The organism is Chryseobacterium sp. 2VB, assembly GCF_005503635.1.
Lineage (GTDB): Bacteria > Bacteroidota > Bacteroidia > Flavobacteriales > Weeksellaceae > Chryseobacterium > Chryseobacterium cupriresistens.
Map to the genome: position 1 here is coordinate 18,652 of NZ_SCNC01000019.1, position 21,253 is coordinate 39,904.

A 21,253-nucleotide genomic window follows, 5' to 3' on the forward strand; every position below is an offset into this window, starting at 1 on the left:
GAAGCTGGAGGATGGAAGTTTCTGGATGTCGATGAATAAATACACACCATTTAATTAACTTTTTAATATTCAGATTGCTCATCAAGGAATAACAACTGATAGTTTTTAAACACAAATATAACTTCCTACTCCCATCCTCCAGCTTCCAGCATAAAAAAAAGCCCTGAAATCAAATAGATTTCAGGGTTCTTTTTATTTCTTATACTGTGATTCATAAATTCCTATCCAGTCATCAGGCGTCATTTTCTGACTCAGCTCGGCAATCAGTTCAAAAGGAATATCTTCTGTTTTTTTGAAGCGGACACAGGATTTACCCATATCCAGCTTTTTCTTCGAATGTTTGGGATACTCTCCTACGAACCAATCCAGAAGTTCCGGTTTGGAATACAGCCCCATATGATAGAGTGCTATAAAATTCTTCTGGGAAGCAATATTGATAAAAGGCAGCGGTGTCCCGGGTGCACAGTGATATCCCGCAGGATATGTTGTCAAAGGAACTACCCAGCCTATCATCCCGTAATTTGAAGCGTCTTCAAAACCTTTCGGAAGGTTGTCGTTCACCGTATCAAAAAGTTTTTTAAAAGCTTCCTGTCTCTCTTCAGGAATTTTTGAGATATAATCTTCTATAGAAACCGACTGAATCTGCATGTGATAATTTTTTCTAAAATACGATTATTTTACAAAATTATACACACTGAACATCTGAACCTCTTTGCTGCTCTTTTGAAGGAACATCATTTTGTTGACATTCGGAACGTACTGAATCATATTTCCATCTGCAAAACCGTAGTTCTGGAAGAAATTTCTACCTTTATAATCGAGGCTTACTTCCTGAGGCTTCAGATTGGCGAAATCAAAAACTTTCATAGAAAATCCTGTATTCCCGAATGCTCCTTTAGGATAGAAAGCGGAAATATAAAGTTTGTCTCCAGCTTCCACCACATGAATTCTTTTTCCTGTAGAAGTGCCTGCCGCTACAAATTGTTTTACCTCACCTTCTTTATTAAACTTGATCAGCATTCCTGCATCCAGAGAATATACAGGGTCCGGGAAACGGTTCATTGCTGTAGGCATCGGTCTTGTTACCGTCTCCTGCTGAACAGCCATTAAAGTTTCATCCCCTTTTACAATCGTTTTAATGACTTTCACATCGCTCATGTCTTTGCTTCCAGCCAGATTGGTATTGCTGATGACTGCTTTCCCAGACTTCATATCATAGTACATTACCGTTCCGAAAGTACTTGCTCCAATGGTAACTGCTGCATTTTTCCTTCCAAAAGTCACCAGATAATCACTATCATTTTTACTGAAAGCATATAACTTTTCAGGAATATATTTATCATCGAACGGAAGGTCTTTATCTTCAGTATTGGAAACCAGTTCAAGCTTATACGATTCTTTCCAGCCTGCGGCTTTACGTAATAGAACGATTTTCGCTGAGTTGGTTAATGTCAAAGACTTTTCAACATAATCATTGCTCAATGTGATTTCTTTGTTCCAGACCGGAGAAAGTGTTCTTAAATCCATTACCAGCACGTCATTGACATTATCTGTCTTTTTATTCGCATATCTGTCATTGAAGATGGCTGCATATTTCCCGTTTTCTGAGAAAAGAACATAGGTAGTTCCTGATTTGTTGGTAGACTCGATGCTGTATTTTGCAATACTCTTTGTTGTAAAAGTCCCTTCCTTTCTGCTGAAAACATGCTGGAATACTTCTTTTCTGTTTTCTTTTCCGAAATACTCTTCCGTAAATGCTATAAATTTATCATCATCAATCTGTTGTGACCCCAGATAATTGTGAAGAACACCATTCGTTTTGTTGGCATAATCTTTCACATAAGTATCCACAAGACTTCCGTTCTGATCCAGTTTTCTCATCAGTAATTTCTTGTGAGGGAAAACATTTCTCATCAGTCCGTCAATATTGATAGCGCTGAACATATAAGAATTGTAATCATCTGCCAGTACCAGTTTATCATCCGTTTCAAGATTGGCATCCACTGTGAATTTTGTTCCTTCTGTTACTTTCGTCTGTGCATAAGAGTACACAGAAGCGGTAATTAATGCCGAAGCAATAATCTGTTTAATCATATCGTTTTCTTTAGTTATTATAAATTTTTTCTTCCAGTCTTTTCAGTTCAAGATTAGCATCGTAGGACAGTTTAATATCTACTAAATGTTCCTGTAACTCATTTAAATATTTCTCTGCTTCCTGGTAATTTCCTAAAGCAATATTCAATCTGATCAGGTTAAAATAAAGATACTCCCCAATCTTTTGGTTGTAAAGCGATTTTTTATCGTTGTAATTTACTTTTGTTAAAGCTGTTTTCCAGAGATCAATTCCTTTCTGCATATTCTCCATGGCAATTTTGTTCGGTGCATAATCCGATTTTGCCTGAAGTTTTTTCAGATTGGTCGTCACATAGATATATGCTTTCTCCAGATCATCATACTCTCCTTTGTTTTTTACCGTCGCCAATGTCACTGTAGAGTTGATCGTCTGATACCCGAAGTTTTCATTGATAATATTTCTTGTGCGGTCTATCGTTCTTTGCAGGAATCTTTTTTCCTGAGCATTCAGATTAATTTCATTAGTTGGAACACTTGCTATTTCAGCAAAATCTGAGAAGTAGGTTTTATCCAGTTTTATGGCACCGTCCTGCTTCGCCGTGATTTTTGTAGGCTGATTGGCAAAAGTTTTTCCCTGATTGTCCTGAAAGTTTGTTCTTTCCATCTCAATCACAATGTCAAGATAATTTCCACCTTTTGAAAAACCAATCACATCGATTTGAGAAGCCAGAATTTTGTTATCCACAATTAAAGCATCCCTCAGATCGGGCTGCTGGTACACCGGCATCGGAGGAATATTAAGGATAGGTCTTGAAGGAAGCCTTAGTACGGGAGCACCATTGGTTGCTGCAATCTTTTCAACAGCTGACAATTTACTGTATTCTGCAGATTCAAGTTTGTATTTTTCCTGAAGTTTTTTTACTTCAGCATCATAGTCTTTTAATCTTTCCTGATGCTCATACTTGGCATTTTCAACATTATTCTGGTAATTATCTATCTTTTTCTGGTGGTCTTCTTTTGAAATTCTGATGACATCATCTTTTGTAATATTGTAGGGAGACTTTACCGTAATCGTGTAATTTCTGTTGGAAAGTTCCGTAGGAAAAACCGGCTCTTTTAAAAGCTGGAAACTGATTATTTCTTTATCAATTCGCTGAGCCTGGGAAAATTCGGAATAAAATAATGGTATTAAAAAAAATAGTTTAAATTTATTCATGGATATTATAGTTTTCGGTGCAAATGTATAATAATTTTATGGACATTTTCTGATAATATTTTGTCCAGTTATTATTAAACTGATCACAAAAAAAAGCAGCCGCACGAATGCAGCTGCCTACAGAAATTATTAACTCAAAAAATTTTATTTTTTAATGGCTTTTACTGTTGATTTTGAACCATCCTTAAAGTTCATCGTCACTAAGTATAAACCGGCACTCAATTCCCCCAACTGAAGTTCGGCAGTGGGATTGTCAACAGTTTTCACTACTCTTCCCGCTACATCTGTAACTGTTACAGATTTTACATTTTTAATATCTGCAACATGAAGCACATCTTTAAATGGATTAGGATATACATTCACTTCTTTTTTCTTCAGATTCGTTTCCGAAGTGGATAAAGAGGTAGCCACTTCAAAGGTAAAATCAATAAATTCTCCTCTTGAAATAGCAGAACAAGGGTTTGAAGGGGCTGTACTGTTATAATCAGTCACCACTCTCATTCTATAAGATCCAAGAGGTGTTCCTGCAGGTACAGTGATAGATCCCGACGTACTTGTAACATAAGTATTGGTCACAAACATTCTTTCTGAAGCTTCAAAAGTTAAATTATTATTCCAGTCTACCCAAACCCCGATTCCACATGTAGGACCACCGGCCGTAAAAGATACGGAAGTACTGGATCCCGGAGCATTGATTATTTTGTTACTGGTTGTTGTTAAATTCTGATATCCGCCTGCAACACCTGAACCGGATGAATAAGCCATATCTACAAGTCCTCCTGTAGAACTGAAGTCAGAAAGCCATGAATTCTGAGAAGTAGATGAAGGTAAGCAATACCCTGTTCTGAATGTAAGCATTTCACTCCAGATACTTTTATCAGCAGCACTGCATACAGATCTTACCCATACATAATAATTGGTATCAGAAGATAATGAACTTAATGGTGCAGAAGTCGTAGCAGAAGTTACAGAATTGGAAGCGTTCAAGACAGTAGATGCATCAGGTGCAGTATTCGTTGTACTGTAGTATACTTCGTATCCATTTGAAGGAACCGAAAGAGGAGCAGTCCAGCCAATTGTTGCAGAGTTCATTGTAAGATTGGATACCGCAACCGCAGTCGGCTCAAGGCAGGAAGGAATATTCTGAACGGTAATATTATCAATATAAATAGAACGTGAAGAACCTCCTAAACCGTGTTTAAATGCCAGTTGCAAATCAGAACCTGCAGGAATATTCACGGTATATTGTGCATGCGTAGTTGTAAGGGAAATAGGAGCTCCTATCTGTGTAAAGGATGCAGGATCCGCAGGGTTCGATAGTGTTCCCACCAATAAAGTATAATTACTTCCTCCGGCTTTTGCATAGAATCTCACACGTTTGGTCCCGTCTGAAAGGTTCACCGTTGGAGGTGCAACCAATAACTGACTGCCTGTAGTCGCACTCGAGTTATTCATGTAGTAAGAATTAGGTGCTGAATAACTATTGGAGGTTGATACATAGCCATAACCCGAAAATGAAGGAGTTTCCAGGTATGCCCAGCAGCTTGGAGCATTGGTATTGGTGCTTGAACCTGTACTTGTCGTATCAAAGTTTTCTGTATAAGGAACCGTGAAAGTAGAACAAGCCGTTTTAAATGTTCCTGCAAAAGACCATACACTCTGTCCGGTTACAGTATTACAGTTGGATCTCACCCAATAATAATAGGTTGTATTGGAATTAAGACCTCCTATTGTTGTACTTGTTCCTGTTACTCCCGGATAAGTAGGTGTTACTGAGCTTGCCGGTATTGTGCTGGAAGTACTGTGGTACACATCATAACTGGCAGCACTGCCTGTCCATGAGACTAAAGCAGAATTGGCTGTGATTCCGGAAACGGCCTGCAATACAGGAGGCATACAATCCGAATAAGCATCTGCCGAAAAAGCAAAAATATTCGGTATGCCTGAACCACTTGCTTTGGTTACCGTTACACTTTGTATTAGTTTTGCCTGATTTGCGGCATCTATAGCCAGTTCAGCCTGATATAATCTTGGATTGGTTCCGCCCTCAGGAGACGGAATATCATCACCGGCACCGGGAGTAGCCCCGGGCTTTTTAATCCTTCCTATTCCCTGGATGGCAAAACTAGGCCCATTATACCAGTCAGCAAGACTGATCCCTGAAAACGTCTGCGAACTTCCATCGCTAAAATTCACTACTACATTTACCGTAGAAGTACCGCTTCCACTTACAGCAAGCATGTACAACTTGGTTGCAGCTTTTGGTGCTGTAAATGCCAGGGTTCCGTTATCATTAATTGCCGCCAGTCTTAAAGAGTTGTTCGCACTCAGACCCGCCAGTTGAAAACTCAGTCCCGGAGTGGTTGCCACTACAGAATTAATAATCCCGTCAACAGGAATACCATACGTAATAGCTGCACTTGTGGAGGTTAGCTGAAAATCTTTAGCTACAAAAGCGTAAGAAACTCCGTCTACGTCATTGTTTGTAGTAATTGTGGAAGAACCGATGCCATTAGCGATTACATCAGCTGTAAAGCCTGAGGAAATGGGCATGGTTTGATAATTCTGAGCCATCATAGCCGTGGCTGAAAACAGAGCAATAGCAGGTATTACTCTAGAAAATAAATTTATTACCATTTTAATCACATTTGAGGCGAAATTTAGCAAAAATAATAATACGAAAATATTATTTTTAACAAAATCATAAACTTTATTTAAAATGTATGAAAAATTAATATTAAAAGCCTTTTAATATGTAAATTTTAAAGGTAACATAAAACGTAATGAAACATCTTCTTATTGATTCTTAATTTTATTATTGAGAAATTAAATCCTATTTTTGTCATACAAATTTTTTGAACAATGCCGAATATTTCAAACAGAGCACTGCATATGCCGCCATCGCCGGTAAGAAAACTGGTTCCTTTTGCGTTACAAGCAAAACAAAAAGGAATAAAAGTATACCACCTTAATATCGGACAGCCTGATATTGAAACTCCGGAAACAGCTTTAAATGCTTTAAAGAACATCGATTTAAAAGTATTGGAATATGCTCTTTCTGAAGGTAATATAGAATACAGAAAGGCCCTTACTGAATATTATCATTCATTAGGGTTCTCAGATCTTACTCCTGATAACTTCATTGTTACCAACGGAGGTTCTGAAGCGCTTAACTTTGCGATCTCTACTCTATGTGACGAAGGTGATGAAGTCATTATCCCAGAACCTTACTATGCCAACTACAATGGTTTCACCAGCACATTTGACGTGAATGTAGTAGCTGTACCTTCTACAATTGATACTGGTTTTGCTTTGCCGCCTGTTGAAGAGTTTGAGAAAAAAATTACAGAAAAAACAAGAGCGATCATCATCTGTAACCCTGGTAACCCTACCGGATATCTTTATACCCGTGAGGAACTTCAGAAACTGGCAGAAATCGCTTTGAAATATGATATCGTCATCATTTCTGATGAAGTATACAGAGAATACGTATACGATGGAAAGCAGCAGATCTCAATGCTTGATTTCCCTGAATTAGCTGAAAACTGTATCATTATTGACTCTGAATCCAAGCGTTACTCTATGTGTGGAGTAAGAATCGGGTGTATGGTGACACGTTCCAACAAGATCCGTAATGCGGCGATGCTTTTTGCACAGGCCAGATTAAGCCCGGTTCTTTTAGGACAGATTGCAGCAACAGCAGCACACCAAAATGACGGCCCTTACATCAGAGCTGTAAGAGAAGAATATACCCACAGAAGAAATGTATTGGTAGATCTTTTAAATGCTATTCCAGGAGTGATCTGCCCTAAACCAAGAGGAGCTTTCTACTGTGTTGCAGAACTTCCGGTAGACGATACTGAAAAATTTGCCCAGTGGCTGCTTGAAAAGTATTCTCTTAATAACGAAACCATCATGGTGGCGCCTGCAGGAGGATTCTACAGCGATCCTGAATTAGGTAAAAAGCAGGTAAGAATTGCCTATGTACTGAAAGAAGAAGATTTAAAAAGAAGTGCTGAAATTCTTAAAGAAGCTTTAAAGAAGTACAGAGAAGAATTCAGTCTGTAAAAATATACTGATGCCGACAACAAAAAAACTCCATCTGAAAATCCTGTTTTCGATCCTTTTGCTGTCGGCATTTTTTTCCTGTGATTCCAAAAAGACAGAGCCATCTGTTTCTCAAAAAAATCTACACGAGATTACCTTCATCAGCGTATCCGACATCGGAGGACATCTGGGAAACTACAGAATTGTGAAGGCCACAAAAGATTCTGTTTTTGCAGAACAAGGGATGACAGCCAATCAAACCCATAAATCATGGGCATCTGCTATGAATGCCGAAACCTGGAAAAAGCTGGTATCAACGATCAATATTGTAGATCTTGACCATATCAAAAGTTCTCCAAGCCAACAGTCTGTAGACGGAACAGATGAAACCTTCCAGATCCGGACTCCCAAAAAATCACATATCTATGTGAATGCTTATGCAGATACTTTACATTACAAGCAATTACAGCAACTTAAAGAACAACTAGACAAAATTCTCCCCAAAGAATACCAATAAAAACATGCAGGAAAATTTTTCATTACAACCTTACACCACATTTGGTGTTGAAGCCCAGGCCCGTTATTTCACTGAAGTTAATACTATTGATGAATTAAAAGAGGCACTCATTTTCGCGAAGACCCAAAATCTTAAGCTTCTGTTCCTGGGAGGCGGAAGTAATATTCTTCTTACCAGAGATTTTGATGGTCTTGCTATCAGACTTAGTTTAAGAGGTATTTCCGAAGAAATCATCAATGAAAATGAGGTATGGGTAACCGCAAAAGCAGGTGAAAACTGGCATGAATTTGTAATGTACTGCCTGCAAAAAAATTATGGAGGCCTTGAAAATCTTTCTTTAATTCCGGGAAATGTAGGAACTTCTCCGATGCAGAATATCGGGGCTTACGGAACAGAAATTAAAGATATTTTTGTAAGCTGTGAAGTATTGGACCTGGAGAATCTTGAATTGAGAACTTTTAATCTTGAACAATGCAGGTTCGGATACAGGGATTCTATTTTCAAACAGGAAGGAAAAGGCAGATATGTTATTCTGGAAGTTACTTTTAAACTGACTCAAAAAGATCACCATATCAAAACCGAATATGGAGCAATCCAATCTGAACTCGAAAATCTTGGCATTGAAAATCCAACCATTCAGGATGTTTCAAAAGCAGTGATCAATATCCGTCAAAGCAAATTACCGGATCCTAAAGAAATTGGAAATGCCGGAAGTTTTTTCAAGAACCCAACCATTCCTTTAGCTCAGTTTGAAGCATTAAAACAAAAATTTGAAAATATTCAGGGTTACCCGAATGGAGATGGGGTAAAAGTTCCTGCCGGCTGGCTGATTGAACAATGCGGATGGAAAGGAAAACAAATCGGAAATGTAGCTTCACACAAACTACAATCTCTTGTGATCATTAATGCAACCGGGAGTGCTACAGGAAAAGAAATTTTTGATTTTTCTACAGAGATCATTAATTCTGTAAAGGAAAAGTTCGGGATAGAACTTGAACGGGAAGTGAATATTATTTAATCTAAAAATATATAAAGGCTGATTCGTATGAATTCAGTCTTTTTTTATTTCTTATTATCTGTAAGTATTGGATGAGTGCACAGTCGCAAGGATCTTTTATTTTCTTTGTTAGTATTTTACGGCGCAAGGATTTTATCTTCGAGAAAATTTAATGCTGTTCGATCTTTGTACTACAAAAGGATTAACCTTATCTTATTTCATTATCATCCTTACTGAAAATCTCATATTGAGCGAAGTCGAAATGTTCCCGCGCCTTTAAACGGCATATTATTTAAAACTTTTACTCCTTTGCACTCACCCAACAAAAATTAATTCAGAATCAATTCATATATAGTCTCCGGAAAATCATTACTTTAGCTTAAAAATTACAATTTGTGATGAAAATAGCTATTCTTGGAGCCGGAAATATGGGACTTTCTTTTTCGAAATCATTCTTAAAATACGAACTGATCAAACCTGAACATCTGCATCTTATTATCAGAAGTCAGGAAAAAATCTCCAAAATAGCTGAGGAATTTCCCAAATCCAAAATCTCCACTTTCGAAGAGGTAAGAGATATTGATGCTGATTTAATCATCATTGCAGTAAAGCCTCAGGATTTTCAGGCGGTTGCCCAAAACATTCAATTTACTTTCAAGGAAAACCAGATGGTCTTATCCATCATGGCAGGGATTAATATTGAAAAAATCCAAAAATTGCTGAATCATCCGCTTGTAGTAAGAGCAATGCCAAACTCTCCTACTCTTCTGGGAATGGGAATCACAGGTTATACTGCTGCCAACGGAATTTCTTTCAGCCAGTTAATCAATATTGAAAGATTATTAAACAGCACAGGAAGATCGGTTTATCTGGAGGATGAGGAACTTCTGGATGGAGTTACAGCTCTGTCAGGAAGCGGCCCTGCCTATTTTTATTATATTATTGATGCTATGATTAAAGCCGGCATTGAAATGGGAATTGAAGAAAACCTTTCCAAACTTTTTGTAAAACAGACGATGCTGGGAGCTTATCATCTGATCAATAATTCGGAAAAAAATCTTGAGGAACTGATTAAAGATGTTGCATCCAAAGGAGGAACTACTGAAGCTGCTTTAAAAACATTTGAAGAGAACAGTTTCAAAGAAATTCTGAAACAAGGGATTCTGAACGCTGAAAAGCGTGCAAAAGAACTTAATAATTAAGTTTCCTATCCAAAAATCTGCGTAGCAACCAACCAATATATACCCCGAAAGTATTCAGGAGGATATCATCTACCTCAAATATTCCCATTCTGGTAAAATATTGAAGCGCTTCTACAATAACAATACATGAAATAAAACCAAATATCAGAGGTTTCAGCTTTTTCAGTCCGGGAATTACCCAGCCCAGAAATCCAAAAGGAATAAACATCATAATATTACCCAAGACAATTGTTACTATATCTATAGTTTTATTGGGTCCCTGGATAAATTTGATGGTAGAAAAAACTGGTTCTACCGTGATGAGATTTTCCTCATACTGAAATCTTCCCATTCCCAAGAACATCAGATAGAGCAAAAACAGAGTATACGGAACAATAATGATTGTATAAATTTTCTTTAACATCGAACTGCTAATATATTCATTTCAAAAACATTAAATTTGTGTATTAAAATAATTTAATGAAATACGTTCTGCTTACACTTATTTCAGCAATGCTGCTGTCGGTTTCATGGCCAACTTATGGGGTTCCGTTTTTTATATTTTTTGCCCTTGTTCCTCTTCTGATGATGGAACATGGCATTTCAAAATTTTCTGATTATAAAAGGAAAAGCTGGGTGGTCTTCGGATTATCTTACCTATGCTTTGTCATCTGGAACGTAGTCACTACAGGATGGCTGTATGGTTCAAAGAATCCGGATGGAAGCCACTCACTGATGGCTGTTTTATTCCCTGTATTAGTCAATTCTCTTCTATATTCTCTGGTATTCCAATGTTATCACTGGTACAAAAATGCCCAGGGAACGTATTGGGGATTAGGCTTTTTAATTGCCATCTGGATGAGTTTTGAAAAATTTCATTTAGGATGGGAACTGACATGGCCGTGGCTGAACCTGGGGAATGTATTTTCAGACTATCCCAAACTAATCCAGTGGTATGATACTTTGGGAGCAACCGGAGGAAGCTTCTGGATTCTGGTCATCAATGTTCTGATTTTTTATACTGTAAGAACATGGGAAGCCGGAAGAAAGAGAAAAGATCTGATCAAAAACTCCGCTATTGTTGCTGCTTTAATTGTTCTGCCGATGATTATTTCAATAATCAGATACAACAATTTTGACGAAAAGCCAATCGGACAGGTTAATGTTCTGATGCTTCAGCCGGATCTTGATCCTTATGCTGAAAAATACTCCAAAGATAGCCTGACTATAGAACAGGATTTATTAGCGCTTGCTGAAAAAAACTCAACCGGTAAGATTGATTATTATATCGCCCCGGAAACGGCTCTTCCGGGAAGAGGATCTATTTCCGAAACAGGTTTTGAAAAGAGTTTACTTCTTAATAATATCAAAGGATTTTTATCCAGTCACCCGGAATCTGTTTTTGCTACAGGAATTTCTTCACACCGATTCTTTTATAATCCTACCGACTTACCTAAAGAAGCTTACCAGATTAACAGCGGTGTTTGGGTGAGCAGTTATAATACTGCCATTCAACTGGTGCCTAACCAAAAAGTACAGGCTTATCATAAAGGAAAGCTGGTGCCAGGTGTTGAAATATTTCCTTATATGAATGTTTTAAAACCATTATTAGGAGATGCCATGCTGAATCTGGGAGGAACAGTAGCCTCTCTGGGAACAGATAAAGAAAGGGTTGCCTTTGCAAATCCTTACAACAAAGGAAAACTAGCGCCTATCATTTGCTATGAAAGTATTTATGGTGAATTTGTAACAGACTATGTAAAAAAAGGAGCTAACTTTTTAGGTATTATGACCAATGACTCATGGTGGGGCGTTACCGAAGGGCACAAACAGCTTTTATCTTATGCTAAACTGAGGGCTATTGAAACAAGAAGAGAAATCGCCCGTGCAGCGAACAGCGGAATTTCAGCGCATATCAATGCTAAAGGAGAGATAACAGCCGATACTTTCTATGGTGACAAGACAGCCTTATTCGCAAAGGTAAACCTGTATGATACAATGACATTTTATACAAGAGCAGGAGATCTTCTTTCAAGGTTTTCCATATTTGCATTAGGATTCTTATTGTTCTACTATCTGATTGAATGGTTCAAAAAGAAAATAAAGAAAGCTTAGTTCTCAAACACTAATTGCCTAAATTTACGCACGAATAACACAAGATCTGCAGATCATACAGATTTTGTTCCATAAAAAAGAGAAAAGCCAGCTGGACGTCTGGCTTTTCTCATTGATAGAAGATAGAATTGATTCAATTACTTAATCGTAAGTTTCCTGGTGGTTATTTGGTTTTTTATCTTCAGTTTTAATACATAGATTCCTTTTGGTAAATGAGCAACATCAATAGACTGATCTCCATTGATACTGATATTCAGTTTTCTTCCGTCCATCGAATACATTTCAACTTCTGAAACTTTTTCTCCTTTTATATAGACTTTATCTGACACAGGGTTCGGATAGATAACAAGCTGCTTTTCAGATTTGATTTCCGCTGTTCCCAAAACACTTTGGGCAGAAGCGTCAGAATATACTTTTGCAGCATCAATTGATCTCACACTCCAGTATACATTCTGAACAGCCTGATCAAGCTCAAGGAACCATGCTGGTGTCGTTACCACATATTTGGCAATATCATGAGCTCCCTGCGTAGTTCCTACCGAGATCTCATAACGTAATGCATTCACCGGAGTTTTATCATCAGAAGCACCACTCCATGTAAAATTGAAACGGTTTCCGTTTTTAGTCAGATTCAGTTGCGTTGGTGCTGTAGGTTTAGCGTTTGCTTCTGCAGCATTATTTTTAAATACTTTAGTCAGTGAAGGCAGATCTGAAGCAGACCAGTCGAATCCACCCAATAAGATGTCCGGATGATGATCATTATTAAAATCAAAAAGCTGCACCAGCCCTGGACCTCCAAGGGCAGTAATACCATTTAGAGTTCCTTCATTGAATTTATGATTGGAAACATCATAGATATAGGTTTTCACTACAGCATTATAATTTTCATTTCCTGAAATAATAAAGTCGTAATAGCCGTCATTATTTAAATCTCCGACACTTAATGCAACATCAGAAATATCGCCTGCTTGAATTATATTCGGAGTTAATGCTCCGGTACCATCATTCATTAAAACAGCAGAATAGGCATCATCATTTATATCTCTTCCAATTACTACGATATCCTGAAAGCCATCAGCATTAAAATCTGCAAAATCTATTTTTCCCACTGCAACAGGCGCAAGATCCTGTGTAGGAGTCAGAACTCCAGCCTGGTTCATATATACTTTGGATACCGCATCTCCGTTGATGTCTGATCCGATAATCACAAGATCCAGCAGGTTGTCGTTATTAAGGTCTACTACTTTAAAACTTCCACTCTGAGTTCCATCTATCCAATTTTCCGTAAGATCAAAACCAGTCCCTGTATTTTTATAATAATCCAGACTGTTTCCAAAACCTCCTCCATGAGCATATTGAGTTCCATTAAGGGCATAATCAGGCTTTCCATCATGATTAAAATCAAAAACTTCCAGGGATCCATAAATTTTTCCTGGCAGTTCTGCTTCTTTTACAAATCCTGAACCTGTATTTTTGAATCGGTATTGTTTATAATTAACAACATCCATATAGCTGAGCCCTGTAGAAACAATATCCATCAGGCCGTCATTATTATAATCAATGAATTTAATATCTCCAAGATGGGTTACATCAGCTCCCAACCCTGCAAACGGTAACAATGTTGTTCCATTGTTCTGATATACTTCATTATACGTACTGTCCACATTTCCATCACCATCAGCATCTATCGCTCCGTTGAGTACGATATCCAGCGTACCGTTGTTATCTATATCTGCAATATCAGCTGCAGAATAATAAAAATTATTCATGCCGGTCTGAATCTCAGTAAAGTTCTGAGCCATGATACTTACAGGCAGCATAGAGCATAAAATATAAATCCTCTTCATAATTGTTTTTATTTAGATTAATTAAAAACAAAGATAGAATATTAAATTTTTCGGGTGAAAAAAAGGCTGTATGAAATATATCAGCACTGATTATCTGCTGTATCCCAAGGATTCTGCTATTTTAAAAATTCAATATTATTAATCAGCCACTTATTTGCAAATATTTTCCAAAAGATTTGTCTATCTAAAAAATTCTTCGTTATTTTGCACTCTCAAATATTATACAAATAAGAACATCGAGATATGTCAAGAATTTGCCAAATAACAGGAAAGCGTGCAATGGTTGGTAACAACGTTTCTCACGCTAATAACAAAACGAAGCGTCGTTTTGAAATTAACTTATTAGAGAAGAAGTTTTACCTTCCGGAGCAAGATAAGCACGTTACACTGAAAGTATCAGCTCATGGATTGAGAGTGATTAACAAGATTGGAATCGAGGAAGCTATTGAAAGAGCTACTAGAAACGGATTGATTAAAAAGAATTAATAAATCATGGCAAAAAAAGGAAACAGAGTTCAAGTAATCCTTGAATGTACAGAGCACAAAGAAAGTGGTATGCCAGGAATGTCAAGATACATTTCTACAAAAAATAAAAAGAACACTACAGAAAGATTGGAATTGAAAAAATACAATCCTGTTCTTAAGAGATCTACCATTCACAAAGAAATTAAGTAATTTATAAATAATAACTTACCATGGCAAAGAAAGTAGTAGCAACCCTACAAAGCGGTCAGTCTAAGAAGATGACTAAAGTGGTGAAAATGGTTAAGTCTTCTAAATCAGGAGCTTACGTTTTCGAAGAAAAAGTAATGAATGCTGATGAAGTAGATGGTTATTTAAAAAAATAATCAGTACTTTGTTTACAATATAAAAAACTACTCATTTTTTGAGTAGTTTTTTTGTTATATTCGTTTCATAAAAAACACATTATGAAGCAATTCTTTATTTTATTTTCAGTCCTACTATTCGCAGCGCCTTCCTATCATTCTCAAACCCTTCAAAATAAAAGAAGCTCTACAGATAATGTAAAAATTATTATTCTGGGAAATGTACAGGATGCCGGCTCTCCTCAGATCGGATGCCGTAAAGAATGCTGTGTGGATCTCTGGAAACATCCCCAGCAGGACAGGAAAGTATCTTCTCTGGGAGTCATCGACAAAGAGCTGCAGAAAAATTATATCTTCGATGCCACCCCGGATTTCACTCAGCAGCTGCAATTCCTGATGGAGCATTCAGCCGATCCAAAGAAAGCCGTGCCTGATGGTATTTTTATTACCCATGCCCACATCGGACATTATACAGGTCTTATGTTTTTAGGAAAAGAAGGTATGAATTCCAAGGATGTTCCCGTCTATAGCATGCCAAGGCTTAAAAAGTTCTTTGAAACCAGTGGGCCATGGTCCCAGCTGGTCCGTTTGAGTAATATTATTCCCTATGAGATGCAAAATGAAACACCAATAAAGGTGAACTCTCATTTAGAAGTTACTCCTATACAGGTTCCTCACCGTGATGAATATTCGGAAACAGTGGGTTTCCTTATTAAAGGTCCTCATAAAAAGGCATTATTCATTCCGGATATAGATAAATGGAATAAGTGGAAATACCATATTACAGATCTCATAAAAACAGTAGATTATGCATTTCTTGACGGTACATTTTATGATTCGGAAGAAATAGGCTACAGAAATATTGAAGATATCCCGCACCCCTTTGTAGTGGAGAGTATGGAACTGTTTAAAAGCCTGCCACCTGAATATAAAAAAAGAATTTTCTTTATCCATTTTAACCATACCAATAAAATTTTAAATCCTGATAGCAGACAGAGTAAACAGGTTATTGAAAAAGGTTTTAATATAGCACGCCTGGGAGACGAATTTGACTTATAAAGGCAATCAGTGTCCTGATCAGACTGTAATAAAAACCCCTGCTGCTGAATATCAGGAAATAAAAATAATAAAGACTTTGTTTACATATAAAAAAACAACTCCTGTTTTGGGTAGTTTTTTTGCTATCTTTGCTCACCAGATTATTAATCAGTAAAGTATGAAAAAGATACTTGTTCTGGCCTGCACAGCAACTTTTCTATTTTCATTCAGTCAGAAAACAATGAATACTGTAGAATATAAAAGTTCGCCGAAAGTTTTCAGCATAAAAGGATTATCTCAATCGGTAAGCATTGATTGCGGAAATTCCAGAATGATTTTGCTATCCGGACAGGTTCCTCTGGACACGGAAGGCAATCTTGTGGGAAATACGATTGAAGAGCAGACCCGGCAGGTTTTCAAAAATATTGAAAACATCCTGAAAGAATATGAAGGTACAGGAAAAGATATTATCAAACTGGTCATCTACACCACAGACATCAAAAAAACACCTGATTTCAGAAAAGTAAGGGATTTGTATGTCAATCTTCAGAATCCTCCCGTAAGCAGCCTTGTAGAAGTGAGCAGGCTTTTCAGAGATGATGTGTTGATAGAAGTAGAAGCCACAGCAGTGATTAAAAATAAATAAGAATAAACTAAAACTATGAGTTGGTTTAAAAATATTTTCAAAAAGGAAGAAAAGGAAACCTTAGATAAAGGATTGGAAAAATCCAGCCAGGGATTCTTTGAAAAAATGACGAAAGCCGTAGTCGGTAAAAGCAAAGTAGATGATGAAGTTCTGGATGATCTGGAGGAAGTACTGATTGCTTCCGATGTAGGTGCCTCTACCACTATCAAAATTATTGAAAGAATTGAAGAACGTGTTGCCAGAGATAAATATGTAGGCGTTAACGAACTTGACAAAATTCTCCGTGAAGAAATTTCGGGATTATTGCTTGAAAATCCACATGCCGGTACGGGAAATATAGATACTTCCAAAAAACCATATGTCATTATGGTAGTAGGAGTAAATGGAGTGGGAAAAACAACAACCATCGGAAAACTGGCTCATCAGTTCAAGTCGGAAGGTAAAAAAGTAGTTCTTGGTGCCGCTGATACCTTTAGAGCGGCTGCCGTTGACCAGCTTGTTATCTGGAGCGAAAGAGTGGGTGTTCCCATTATAAAACAGGAAATGGGATCGGATCCTGCGTCTGTAGCTTTTGACACGGTACAAAGTGCTGTAGCTCAAAATGCAGATGTTGTCATCATCGATACTGCAGGAAGACTTCACAACAAGATCAACCTGATGAACGAGCTTTCCAAGATCAAAAGAGTGATGCAGAAAGTGATTCCTGATGCGCCTCATGAAATTTTATTGGTACTTGACGGCTCTACAGGGCAGAATGCTTTCGAACAGGCAAAACAATTTACAGCAGCAACAGAAGTAAATGCTTTGGCAGTAACAAAACTGGACGGAACAGCCAAAGGAGGTGTTGTTATCGGTATCTCCGATCAGTTCCAGATTCCGGTGAAGTATATTGGTGTAGGCGAAAAAATGCAGGATTTACAACTTTTTAATGGTACGGAATTTGTAGACTCATTCTTCAAGAAAAGATGATTTATATCATGTTTTCCCTTATATTAGTAACAAATCATTTTTAAAATATTAACAATAAAAAAATTTGCAACTATGGGAATTATTACATGGATCTTATTCGGTCTTATTGCAGGTGCTATCGCTAAAATGATCATGCCTGGGACTCAGGGAGGAGGATGGCTTATCACTATCATCCTTGGAATTCTGGGAGCATTTGTAGGAGGAGCTATAGGAGTTTACGTTTTACACTGGGGTGATGTCACTTCATTCTGGAATCCGAGAAGCTGGATTCTCTCCATCGGAGGCGCTTTAATCATTCTCTGGATTTATGGAATGGCCACAAAGAAAAGCTGATAGTAACGCTGATAAAAAATAAAATCCCGGATCTGAAATTTCAGGTCCGGGATTTTTGTATACAATATAAAATTTAGTTAGTTGTTGATTCTGATCTGATAAGGCATTTCCATTTTCACCTCAGACTGTAGTTTTTTGTTTGTGATCTGCTGTAAAATCTCATAGTTGGACTTCCCTATCTTATTTTTAATAATTCTTGCCGAAACATCTTCCTCATTCAGGTCTTTAAAGATTTGTTCGAACGGGGTCATTCTCTTAGGGAAAGCCTCTACGTGGTAAGATTTCATTCCTGCTTTCTGAGCGGCAAATTTCACAGCATCAGCTAAAGTACCCAATTCATCCACCAATCCAATTTGCTTGGCACGAACACCACTCCATACTCTACCGCCTCCTACATTATCAATCTGCTCAAAAGTTTTCTTTCTGTTCTGAGTTACAAAATGTACAAATCTCTTATAGGTACCTTCCACACTTCTTGTCATCATATTGACTCCGTAAGGGGTCACTCCGTTTAATCCGGAATAATACATAGAGTTGGCATTGGTAGAAACAATATCCGCACGAATTCCGTTTTTAGCAGCAATATCTTTATAGTAAGGCATCACCCCGAACACTCCGATAGAACCGGTAAGTGTATTAGGCTCTGAATAAATTTTATCTGCAGCCATTGCTACATAATATCCTCCTGATGCTGCATAGTCTCCAAAAGAAACGATCAGTGGCTTTTTCTTTTTCAGCTGCTGTAATTCAAATAAAATTTCATCTGAAGCATTGGCACTTCCTCCCGGAGAGTTGATTCTGAACACAACCGCTTTCACTTTATCATCCTCCTGAAGTTTTTTGATGTACTTCACATATTTCTCGGAATGAATATCATTGTATTCATCTCCGTTATTAATAGATCCCGAAGCATAAAGTACAGCGATCTTTTCACCGGATTTATCTTCATCTGCATAAGAATTGATATAGCTTGTCAAAGAAATCTTGTTCAGCTTTTCTTTATCTTTTACATTAAGCTTCGCTTTCAGAAGATCTTCATATTCGGATTTCTGGATCAGCTTATCCGCAAGTTTATATTGTAAACTCTGCTCAGGAATCATTCCGTATAAGCTGTCTGTAATTGTTCTGAACTGAGCAGTATCAATTTTTCTTGAAGCAGCCATTTTATTGGATGTATTTTTCCAAAGATCATTCAAAAGAGTACTTAACTGTTCTTTATTTTCAGGAGAAATATCATTTCTTAAAAAGGGTTCTACCGCAGACTTGAATTTACCGTGACGGATTACTTCGATTCCGATTCCGTATTTATCTGCAAAATCTTTGAAGAAAGTAACCTCAGTAGAAAGACCTTTTAATTCGATCATTCCTGCCGGATGCAGATAATATTGATCAGCAACAGATCCTAAATAATAAGCAGACTGTGATACTCCGTTTCCATAAGCGTATACAAACTTTCCGCTTTTTTTGAAATCCTCAATTGCATTTCTTAGATCATCAATCTGCGTAAGGCCTGCAGACAAGTCATCAGCTTCTATACTGATTCCTTTAATATTATCATCAGTTTTTGCTTTGTTGATAGCCTCTAATGCATCATATATAAGAATACTTTTATTTTGGGCGCCTATCCCGAATAATCCCATCTCTTCTTCGGTAGGACTATCGATGATATTGGTCTTTAAATTAATCGTAAGAACTGAGTTCTTTTTCACCGCCACCGACTTATCATTCCCCATTGCACTGAACACAAGCATCATGATGAAAAAGATGAAAAATAGAGCGCAAAGTATGATAATTGCGACTATATTTGCCAAAACATTTTTGAAGAAACTTCTCATAAATCAATCAATTTTCTAATATGTCGCAGCATAAGGTCGTTTTGTTACTGGGAAGTAACTTAGGAGAGCAAAAAAAAAATGTAGAGCTTGCATTAAAAAAAATCAGTGAAGCCGGAAATTACATTTCACAAACCAGCGAATTTTTAATGTCTGACCCTGTAGAGTTTGCCAGTTCCAATATTTTTTGTAATATTGCAGCAATAATATTCACACATCTTTCACCCATTCAACTGCTTGATTGTATTAAGAATATAGAAGTTGAGATGGGAAGAATTAATGATTCAAAAGTATCCGGTGGTTACACAGACAGGATAATTGATATTGATATCATTAAGTATAATGAGTTGAATTTTAAATCAGAAAGATTAGAAATCCCTCATAAAAAACATCTTTTTGAAAGGGATTTTTCCAGGATATTATTAAAAGATTTTATTTAAAACATAAAACATATTGTATGAAATTAGGTTTATTATTATTGGCTACGTCATTGCCAATTGCAGCTTTCGCACAGAACAGCGGCACAACAGTAAACTCTTCCACAGAGTACCCTAATACATTCTCCTCAGGTTCCGCTAATGTAAAACCCTTTGACAATAAATCCAGACGTTTCAGAGACTGGTCTATTTCTGTTGGAGGAGGTCCTGCATTTATGGTACACTCCGATTTAAAATCTATCCGCAAGGATAAGACTAATTGGGGATACAATGCTTACGTAAGCGTGGACAAACAAATCACACATGCATTCGGGCTAAGCCTTATGTATATGAGAGGAGAAACAAAACAGACAGCCCAGCTTCCTGGTGCTGAAGGTGTAAAATCAGGAATAGCTACTGCAACAACACAGTTTGACAACATCTCTTTATTGGGGGATATCAACTTCTCGAACTTATTCAGAAGAGTAGATAACCACTCTCCATACAGATGGGCTTTCCACGGATATATGGGTATCGGACTTCAAGGGTTCAGAACATCACTGCATGATAACGACGAATTCAGATGGAGCAATACGCCAAGAAGAACTCCTTTATTCATTAAACAGGACATTGATATCAACTCTATCTTCTATCAGGGAGGTGTGGGAATCAAGTACAATGTTTCAAAACTTATTGACGTTGAGGCAAGAACCATGTACATTATCAGTGGTGATGATGAATTCGATGGCGGCGGATGGGCAGATCCTAATGATTATGATCCTTCCACTCCAGGTTCAAAATATAACATGTTAAATTCCAGAAGATCTGATAATGCCTGGACAGTAAGTTTAGGAGTATCTTTCAAACTAGGAAAGCATGAATCTCATCTGGCATGGCATGACCCGCTTCAGGAAGCTTACTACAGAACCAGCGTTCTTGAAAATGCAAGTACAGACCTTGTTGTCTGCGAAAAAGGAGATGCAGACAATGACGGAGTATGTGATGACTGGGACAGACAGCTTGATACTCCTGCAGGAGCAAGAGTAGATGGAGCCGGAGTTGCTTTGGATATGGATCTTGATGGAGTTATTGACCTTTACGATAAGTGCGTAACTGTACCAGGACCTGTTGAAAATAACGGATGCCCGATTAAATAATTAAAACAGCCTTACAATTCTTTTTCAAAAAAGAAATCAAAT

Annotated in this window: 21 protein-coding genes; 14 read left to right on the top strand and 7 right to left on the bottom strand. The window is 37.4% G+C overall.

Annotated features, from left to right (window positions below; translation table 11 throughout):
• Positions 1–192 precede the first annotated feature (192 nt).
• The 4 genes from FFS26_RS16385 to FFS26_RS16400 all read right to left on the bottom strand — a co-directional run bounded on the left by FFS26_RS16385 (position 193) and on the right by FFS26_RS16400 (position 5,926).
• Positions 193–648 carry a DUF1801 domain-containing protein gene (locus FFS26_RS16385; protein WP_137905582.1) on the bottom strand — a complete coding sequence of 152 codons (456 nt, stop codon included), beginning with the start codon at positions 646–648 and terminating at the stop codon, positions 193–195.
• 24 nt (positions 649–672) lie between these two features.
• Positions 673–2,094, bottom strand: coding sequence for a hypothetical protein (locus FFS26_RS16390; RefSeq protein WP_137905583.1), 1,422 nt, complete (start codon positions 2,092–2,094; stop codon positions 673–675).
• A gap of 10 nt (positions 2,095–2,104) precedes the next feature.
• Positions 2,105–3,289 (bottom strand): hypothetical protein, encoded by a 1,185-nt coding sequence (locus FFS26_RS16395; RefSeq protein WP_137905584.1) that lies wholly within the window; start codon positions 3,287–3,289, stop codon positions 2,105–2,107.
• A gap of 144 nt (positions 3,290–3,433) precedes the next feature.
• Positions 3,434–5,926 carry a GEVED domain-containing protein gene (locus FFS26_RS16400; RefSeq protein ID WP_137905585.1) on the bottom strand — a complete coding sequence of 831 codons (2,493 nt, stop codon included), beginning with the start codon at positions 5,924–5,926 and terminating at the stop codon, positions 3,434–3,436.
• A 225-nt stretch (positions 5,927–6,151) separates the two neighbouring features.
• Here FFS26_RS16400 and FFS26_RS16405 point away from each other — a divergent pair, with 225 nt between their 5' ends.
• The 4 genes from FFS26_RS16405 to proC all read left to right on the top strand — a co-directional run bounded on the left by FFS26_RS16405 (position 6,152) and on the right by proC (position 10,052).
• The gene (locus tag FFS26_RS16405; RefSeq protein ID WP_110008033.1) at positions 6,152–7,357 is read left to right on the top strand and encodes a pyridoxal phosphate-dependent aminotransferase; all 1,206 of its coding nucleotides are present in this window, start codon (positions 6,152–6,154) and stop codon (positions 7,355–7,357) included.
• Positions 7,358–7,367: 10 nt separating this feature from the next.
• The gene (locus FFS26_RS16410) at positions 7,368–7,853 is read left to right on the top strand and encodes a hypothetical protein (RefSeq protein ID WP_110008034.1); all 486 of its coding nucleotides are present in this window, start codon (positions 7,368–7,370) and stop codon (positions 7,851–7,853) included.
• A 4-nt stretch (positions 7,854–7,857) separates the two neighbouring features.
• Complete coding sequence (gene murB / locus FFS26_RS16415; RefSeq protein WP_110008035.1) at positions 7,858–8,871, top strand: UDP-N-acetylmuramate dehydrogenase; 1,014 nt, start codon at positions 7,858–7,860, stop codon at positions 8,869–8,871.
• A gap of 377 nt (positions 8,872–9,248) precedes the next feature.
• Positions 9,249–10,052, top strand: a complete 804-nt coding sequence (gene proC / locus FFS26_RS16420; RefSeq protein ID WP_110008036.1) for a pyrroline-5-carboxylate reductase — start codon at positions 9,249–9,251, stop codon at positions 10,050–10,052.
• Here the strand turns inward: proC and FFS26_RS16425 are convergent.
• The gene (locus FFS26_RS16425; RefSeq protein WP_110008037.1) at positions 10,042–10,455 is read right to left on the bottom strand and encodes a VanZ family protein; all 414 of its coding nucleotides are present in this window, start codon (positions 10,453–10,455) and stop codon (positions 10,042–10,044) included. The two genes, proC and FFS26_RS16425, sit on opposite strands and share 11 nt — an antisense overlap.
• 56 nt (positions 10,456–10,511) lie before the next feature.
• Between FFS26_RS16425 and lnt the strand changes: the two genes are divergently transcribed.
• Positions 10,512–12,146, top strand: coding sequence for an apolipoprotein N-acyltransferase (gene lnt / locus FFS26_RS16430; RefSeq protein WP_137905586.1), 1,635 nt, complete (start codon positions 10,512–10,514; stop codon positions 12,144–12,146).
• A gap of 137 nt (positions 12,147–12,283) precedes the next feature.
• On the opposite strand, the gene FFS26_RS16435 is transcribed toward lnt, so the two are convergent.
• A complete protein-coding gene (locus tag FFS26_RS16435; protein WP_228449447.1) occupies positions 12,284–13,993 on the bottom strand; it encodes a T9SS type A sorting domain-containing protein in 1,710 nt (569 codons plus the stop codon).
• A gap of 243 nt (positions 13,994–14,236) precedes the next feature.
• On the opposite strand from FFS26_RS16435, the gene rpmB reads away from it, so the two are divergent.
• The 7 genes from rpmB (at position 14,237) to FFS26_RS16470 (ending at position 17,806) form a co-directional block, all read left to right on the top strand.
• Positions 14,237–14,479, top strand: coding sequence for a 50S ribosomal protein L28 (rpmB, locus tag FFS26_RS16440; protein WP_002976757.1), 243 nt, complete (start codon positions 14,237–14,239; stop codon positions 14,477–14,479).
• Between the two features lie 6 nt (positions 14,480–14,485).
• Complete coding sequence (gene rpmG / locus FFS26_RS16445; protein WP_002976756.1) at positions 14,486–14,668, top strand: 50S ribosomal protein L33; 183 nt, start codon at positions 14,486–14,488, stop codon at positions 14,666–14,668.
• 20 nt (positions 14,669–14,688) lie between these two features.
• Entirely contained in the window at positions 14,689–14,841 is a 153-nt protein-coding gene (locus FFS26_RS16450) for a DUF4295 domain-containing protein (RefSeq protein WP_002976755.1), read from the top strand.
• Between the two features lie 81 nt (positions 14,842–14,922).
• Entirely contained in the window at positions 14,923–15,879 is a 957-nt protein-coding gene (locus FFS26_RS16455; protein ID WP_110008040.1) for an MBL fold metallo-hydrolase, read from the top strand.
• Positions 15,880–16,036: 157 nt separating this feature from the next.
• Entirely contained in the window at positions 16,037–16,504 is a 468-nt protein-coding gene (locus FFS26_RS16460) for a RidA family protein (protein ID WP_137905587.1), read from the top strand.
• Positions 16,505–16,519: 15 nt separating this feature from the next.
• Positions 16,520–17,473 carry a signal recognition particle-docking protein FtsY gene (gene ftsY / locus FFS26_RS16465; protein WP_076595870.1) on the top strand — a complete coding sequence of 318 codons (954 nt, stop codon included), beginning with the start codon at positions 16,520–16,522 and terminating at the stop codon, positions 17,471–17,473.
• A 72-nt stretch (positions 17,474–17,545) separates the two neighbouring features.
• Positions 17,546–17,806, top strand: a complete 261-nt coding sequence (locus tag FFS26_RS16470; RefSeq protein WP_034694983.1) for a GlsB/YeaQ/YmgE family stress response membrane protein — start codon at positions 17,546–17,548, stop codon at positions 17,804–17,806.
• A gap of 77 nt (positions 17,807–17,883) precedes the next feature.
• Here FFS26_RS16470 and sppA read toward each other — a convergent pair whose 3' ends face one another.
• Complete coding sequence (sppA, locus tag FFS26_RS16475) at positions 17,884–19,641, bottom strand: signal peptide peptidase SppA (RefSeq protein ID WP_110008042.1); 1,758 nt, start codon at positions 19,639–19,641, stop codon at positions 17,884–17,886.
• A gap of 20 nt (positions 19,642–19,661) precedes the next feature.
• On the opposite strand from sppA, the gene folK reads away from it, so the two are divergent.
• Both folK and FFS26_RS16485 read left to right on the top strand, forming a co-directional pair.
• Positions 19,662–20,078, top strand: coding sequence for a 2-amino-4-hydroxy-6-hydroxymethyldihydropteridine diphosphokinase (gene folK, locus FFS26_RS16480; RefSeq protein ID WP_137905588.1), 417 nt, complete (start codon positions 19,662–19,664; stop codon positions 20,076–20,078).
• Between the two features lie 17 nt (positions 20,079–20,095).
• Entirely contained in the window at positions 20,096–21,211 is a 1,116-nt protein-coding gene (locus tag FFS26_RS16485) for a flagellar motor protein MotB (protein WP_110008044.1), read from the top strand.
• Positions 21,212–21,253: the final 42 nt, after the last annotated feature.

Coding starts and splice junctions, on each gene's coding strand:
- FFS26_RS16385 (WP_137905582.1), bottom strand. CDS start 648: ATGCAGATTCAGTCGGTTTCTATAGAAGATTATATCTCAAAAATTCCT.
- FFS26_RS16390 (WP_137905583.1), bottom strand. CDS start 2,094: ATGATTAAACAGATTATTGCTTCGGCATTAATTACCGCTTCTGTGTAC.
- FFS26_RS16395 (WP_137905584.1), bottom strand. CDS start 3,289: ATGAATAAATTTAAACTATTTTTTTTAATACCATTATTTTATTCCGAA.
- FFS26_RS16400 (WP_137905585.1), bottom strand. CDS start 5,926: ATGGTAATAAATTTATTTTCTAGAGTAATACCTGCTATTGCTCTGTTT.
- FFS26_RS16405 (WP_110008033.1), top strand. CDS start 6,152: ATGCCGAATATTTCAAACAGAGCACTGCATATGCCGCCATCGCCGGTA.
- FFS26_RS16410 (WP_110008034.1), top strand. CDS start 7,368: ATGCCGACAACAAAAAAACTCCATCTGAAAATCCTGTTTTCGATCCTT.
- murB (WP_110008035.1), top strand. CDS start 7,858: ATGCAGGAAAATTTTTCATTACAACCTTACACCACATTTGGTGTTGAA.
- proC (WP_110008036.1), top strand. CDS start 9,249: ATGAAAATAGCTATTCTTGGAGCCGGAAATATGGGACTTTCTTTTTCG.
- FFS26_RS16425 (WP_110008037.1), bottom strand. CDS start 10,455: ATGTTAAAGAAAATTTATACAATCATTATTGTTCCGTATACTCTGTTT.
- lnt (WP_137905586.1), top strand. CDS start 10,512: ATGAAATACGTTCTGCTTACACTTATTTCAGCAATGCTGCTGTCGGTT.
- FFS26_RS16435 (WP_228449447.1), bottom strand. CDS start 13,993: ATGAAGAGGATTTATATTTTATGCTCTATGCTGCCTGTAAGTATCATG.
- rpmB (WP_002976757.1), top strand. CDS start 14,237: ATGTCAAGAATTTGCCAAATAACAGGAAAGCGTGCAATGGTTGGTAAC.
- rpmG (WP_002976756.1), top strand. CDS start 14,486: ATGGCAAAAAAAGGAAACAGAGTTCAAGTAATCCTTGAATGTACAGAG.
- FFS26_RS16450 (WP_002976755.1), top strand. CDS start 14,689: ATGGCAAAGAAAGTAGTAGCAACCCTACAAAGCGGTCAGTCTAAGAAG.
- FFS26_RS16455 (WP_110008040.1), top strand. CDS start 14,923: ATGAAGCAATTCTTTATTTTATTTTCAGTCCTACTATTCGCAGCGCCT.
- FFS26_RS16460 (WP_137905587.1), top strand. CDS start 16,037: ATGAAAAAGATACTTGTTCTGGCCTGCACAGCAACTTTTCTATTTTCA.
- ftsY (WP_076595870.1), top strand. CDS start 16,520: ATGAGTTGGTTTAAAAATATTTTCAAAAAGGAAGAAAAGGAAACCTTA.
- FFS26_RS16470 (WP_034694983.1), top strand. CDS start 17,546: ATGGGAATTATTACATGGATCTTATTCGGTCTTATTGCAGGTGCTATC.
- sppA (WP_110008042.1), bottom strand. CDS start 19,641: ATGAGAAGTTTCTTCAAAAATGTTTTGGCAAATATAGTCGCAATTATC.
- folK (WP_137905588.1), top strand. CDS start 19,662: ATGTCGCAGCATAAGGTCGTTTTGTTACTGGGAAGTAACTTAGGAGAG.
- FFS26_RS16485 (WP_110008044.1), top strand. CDS start 20,096: ATGAAATTAGGTTTATTATTATTGGCTACGTCATTGCCAATTGCAGCT.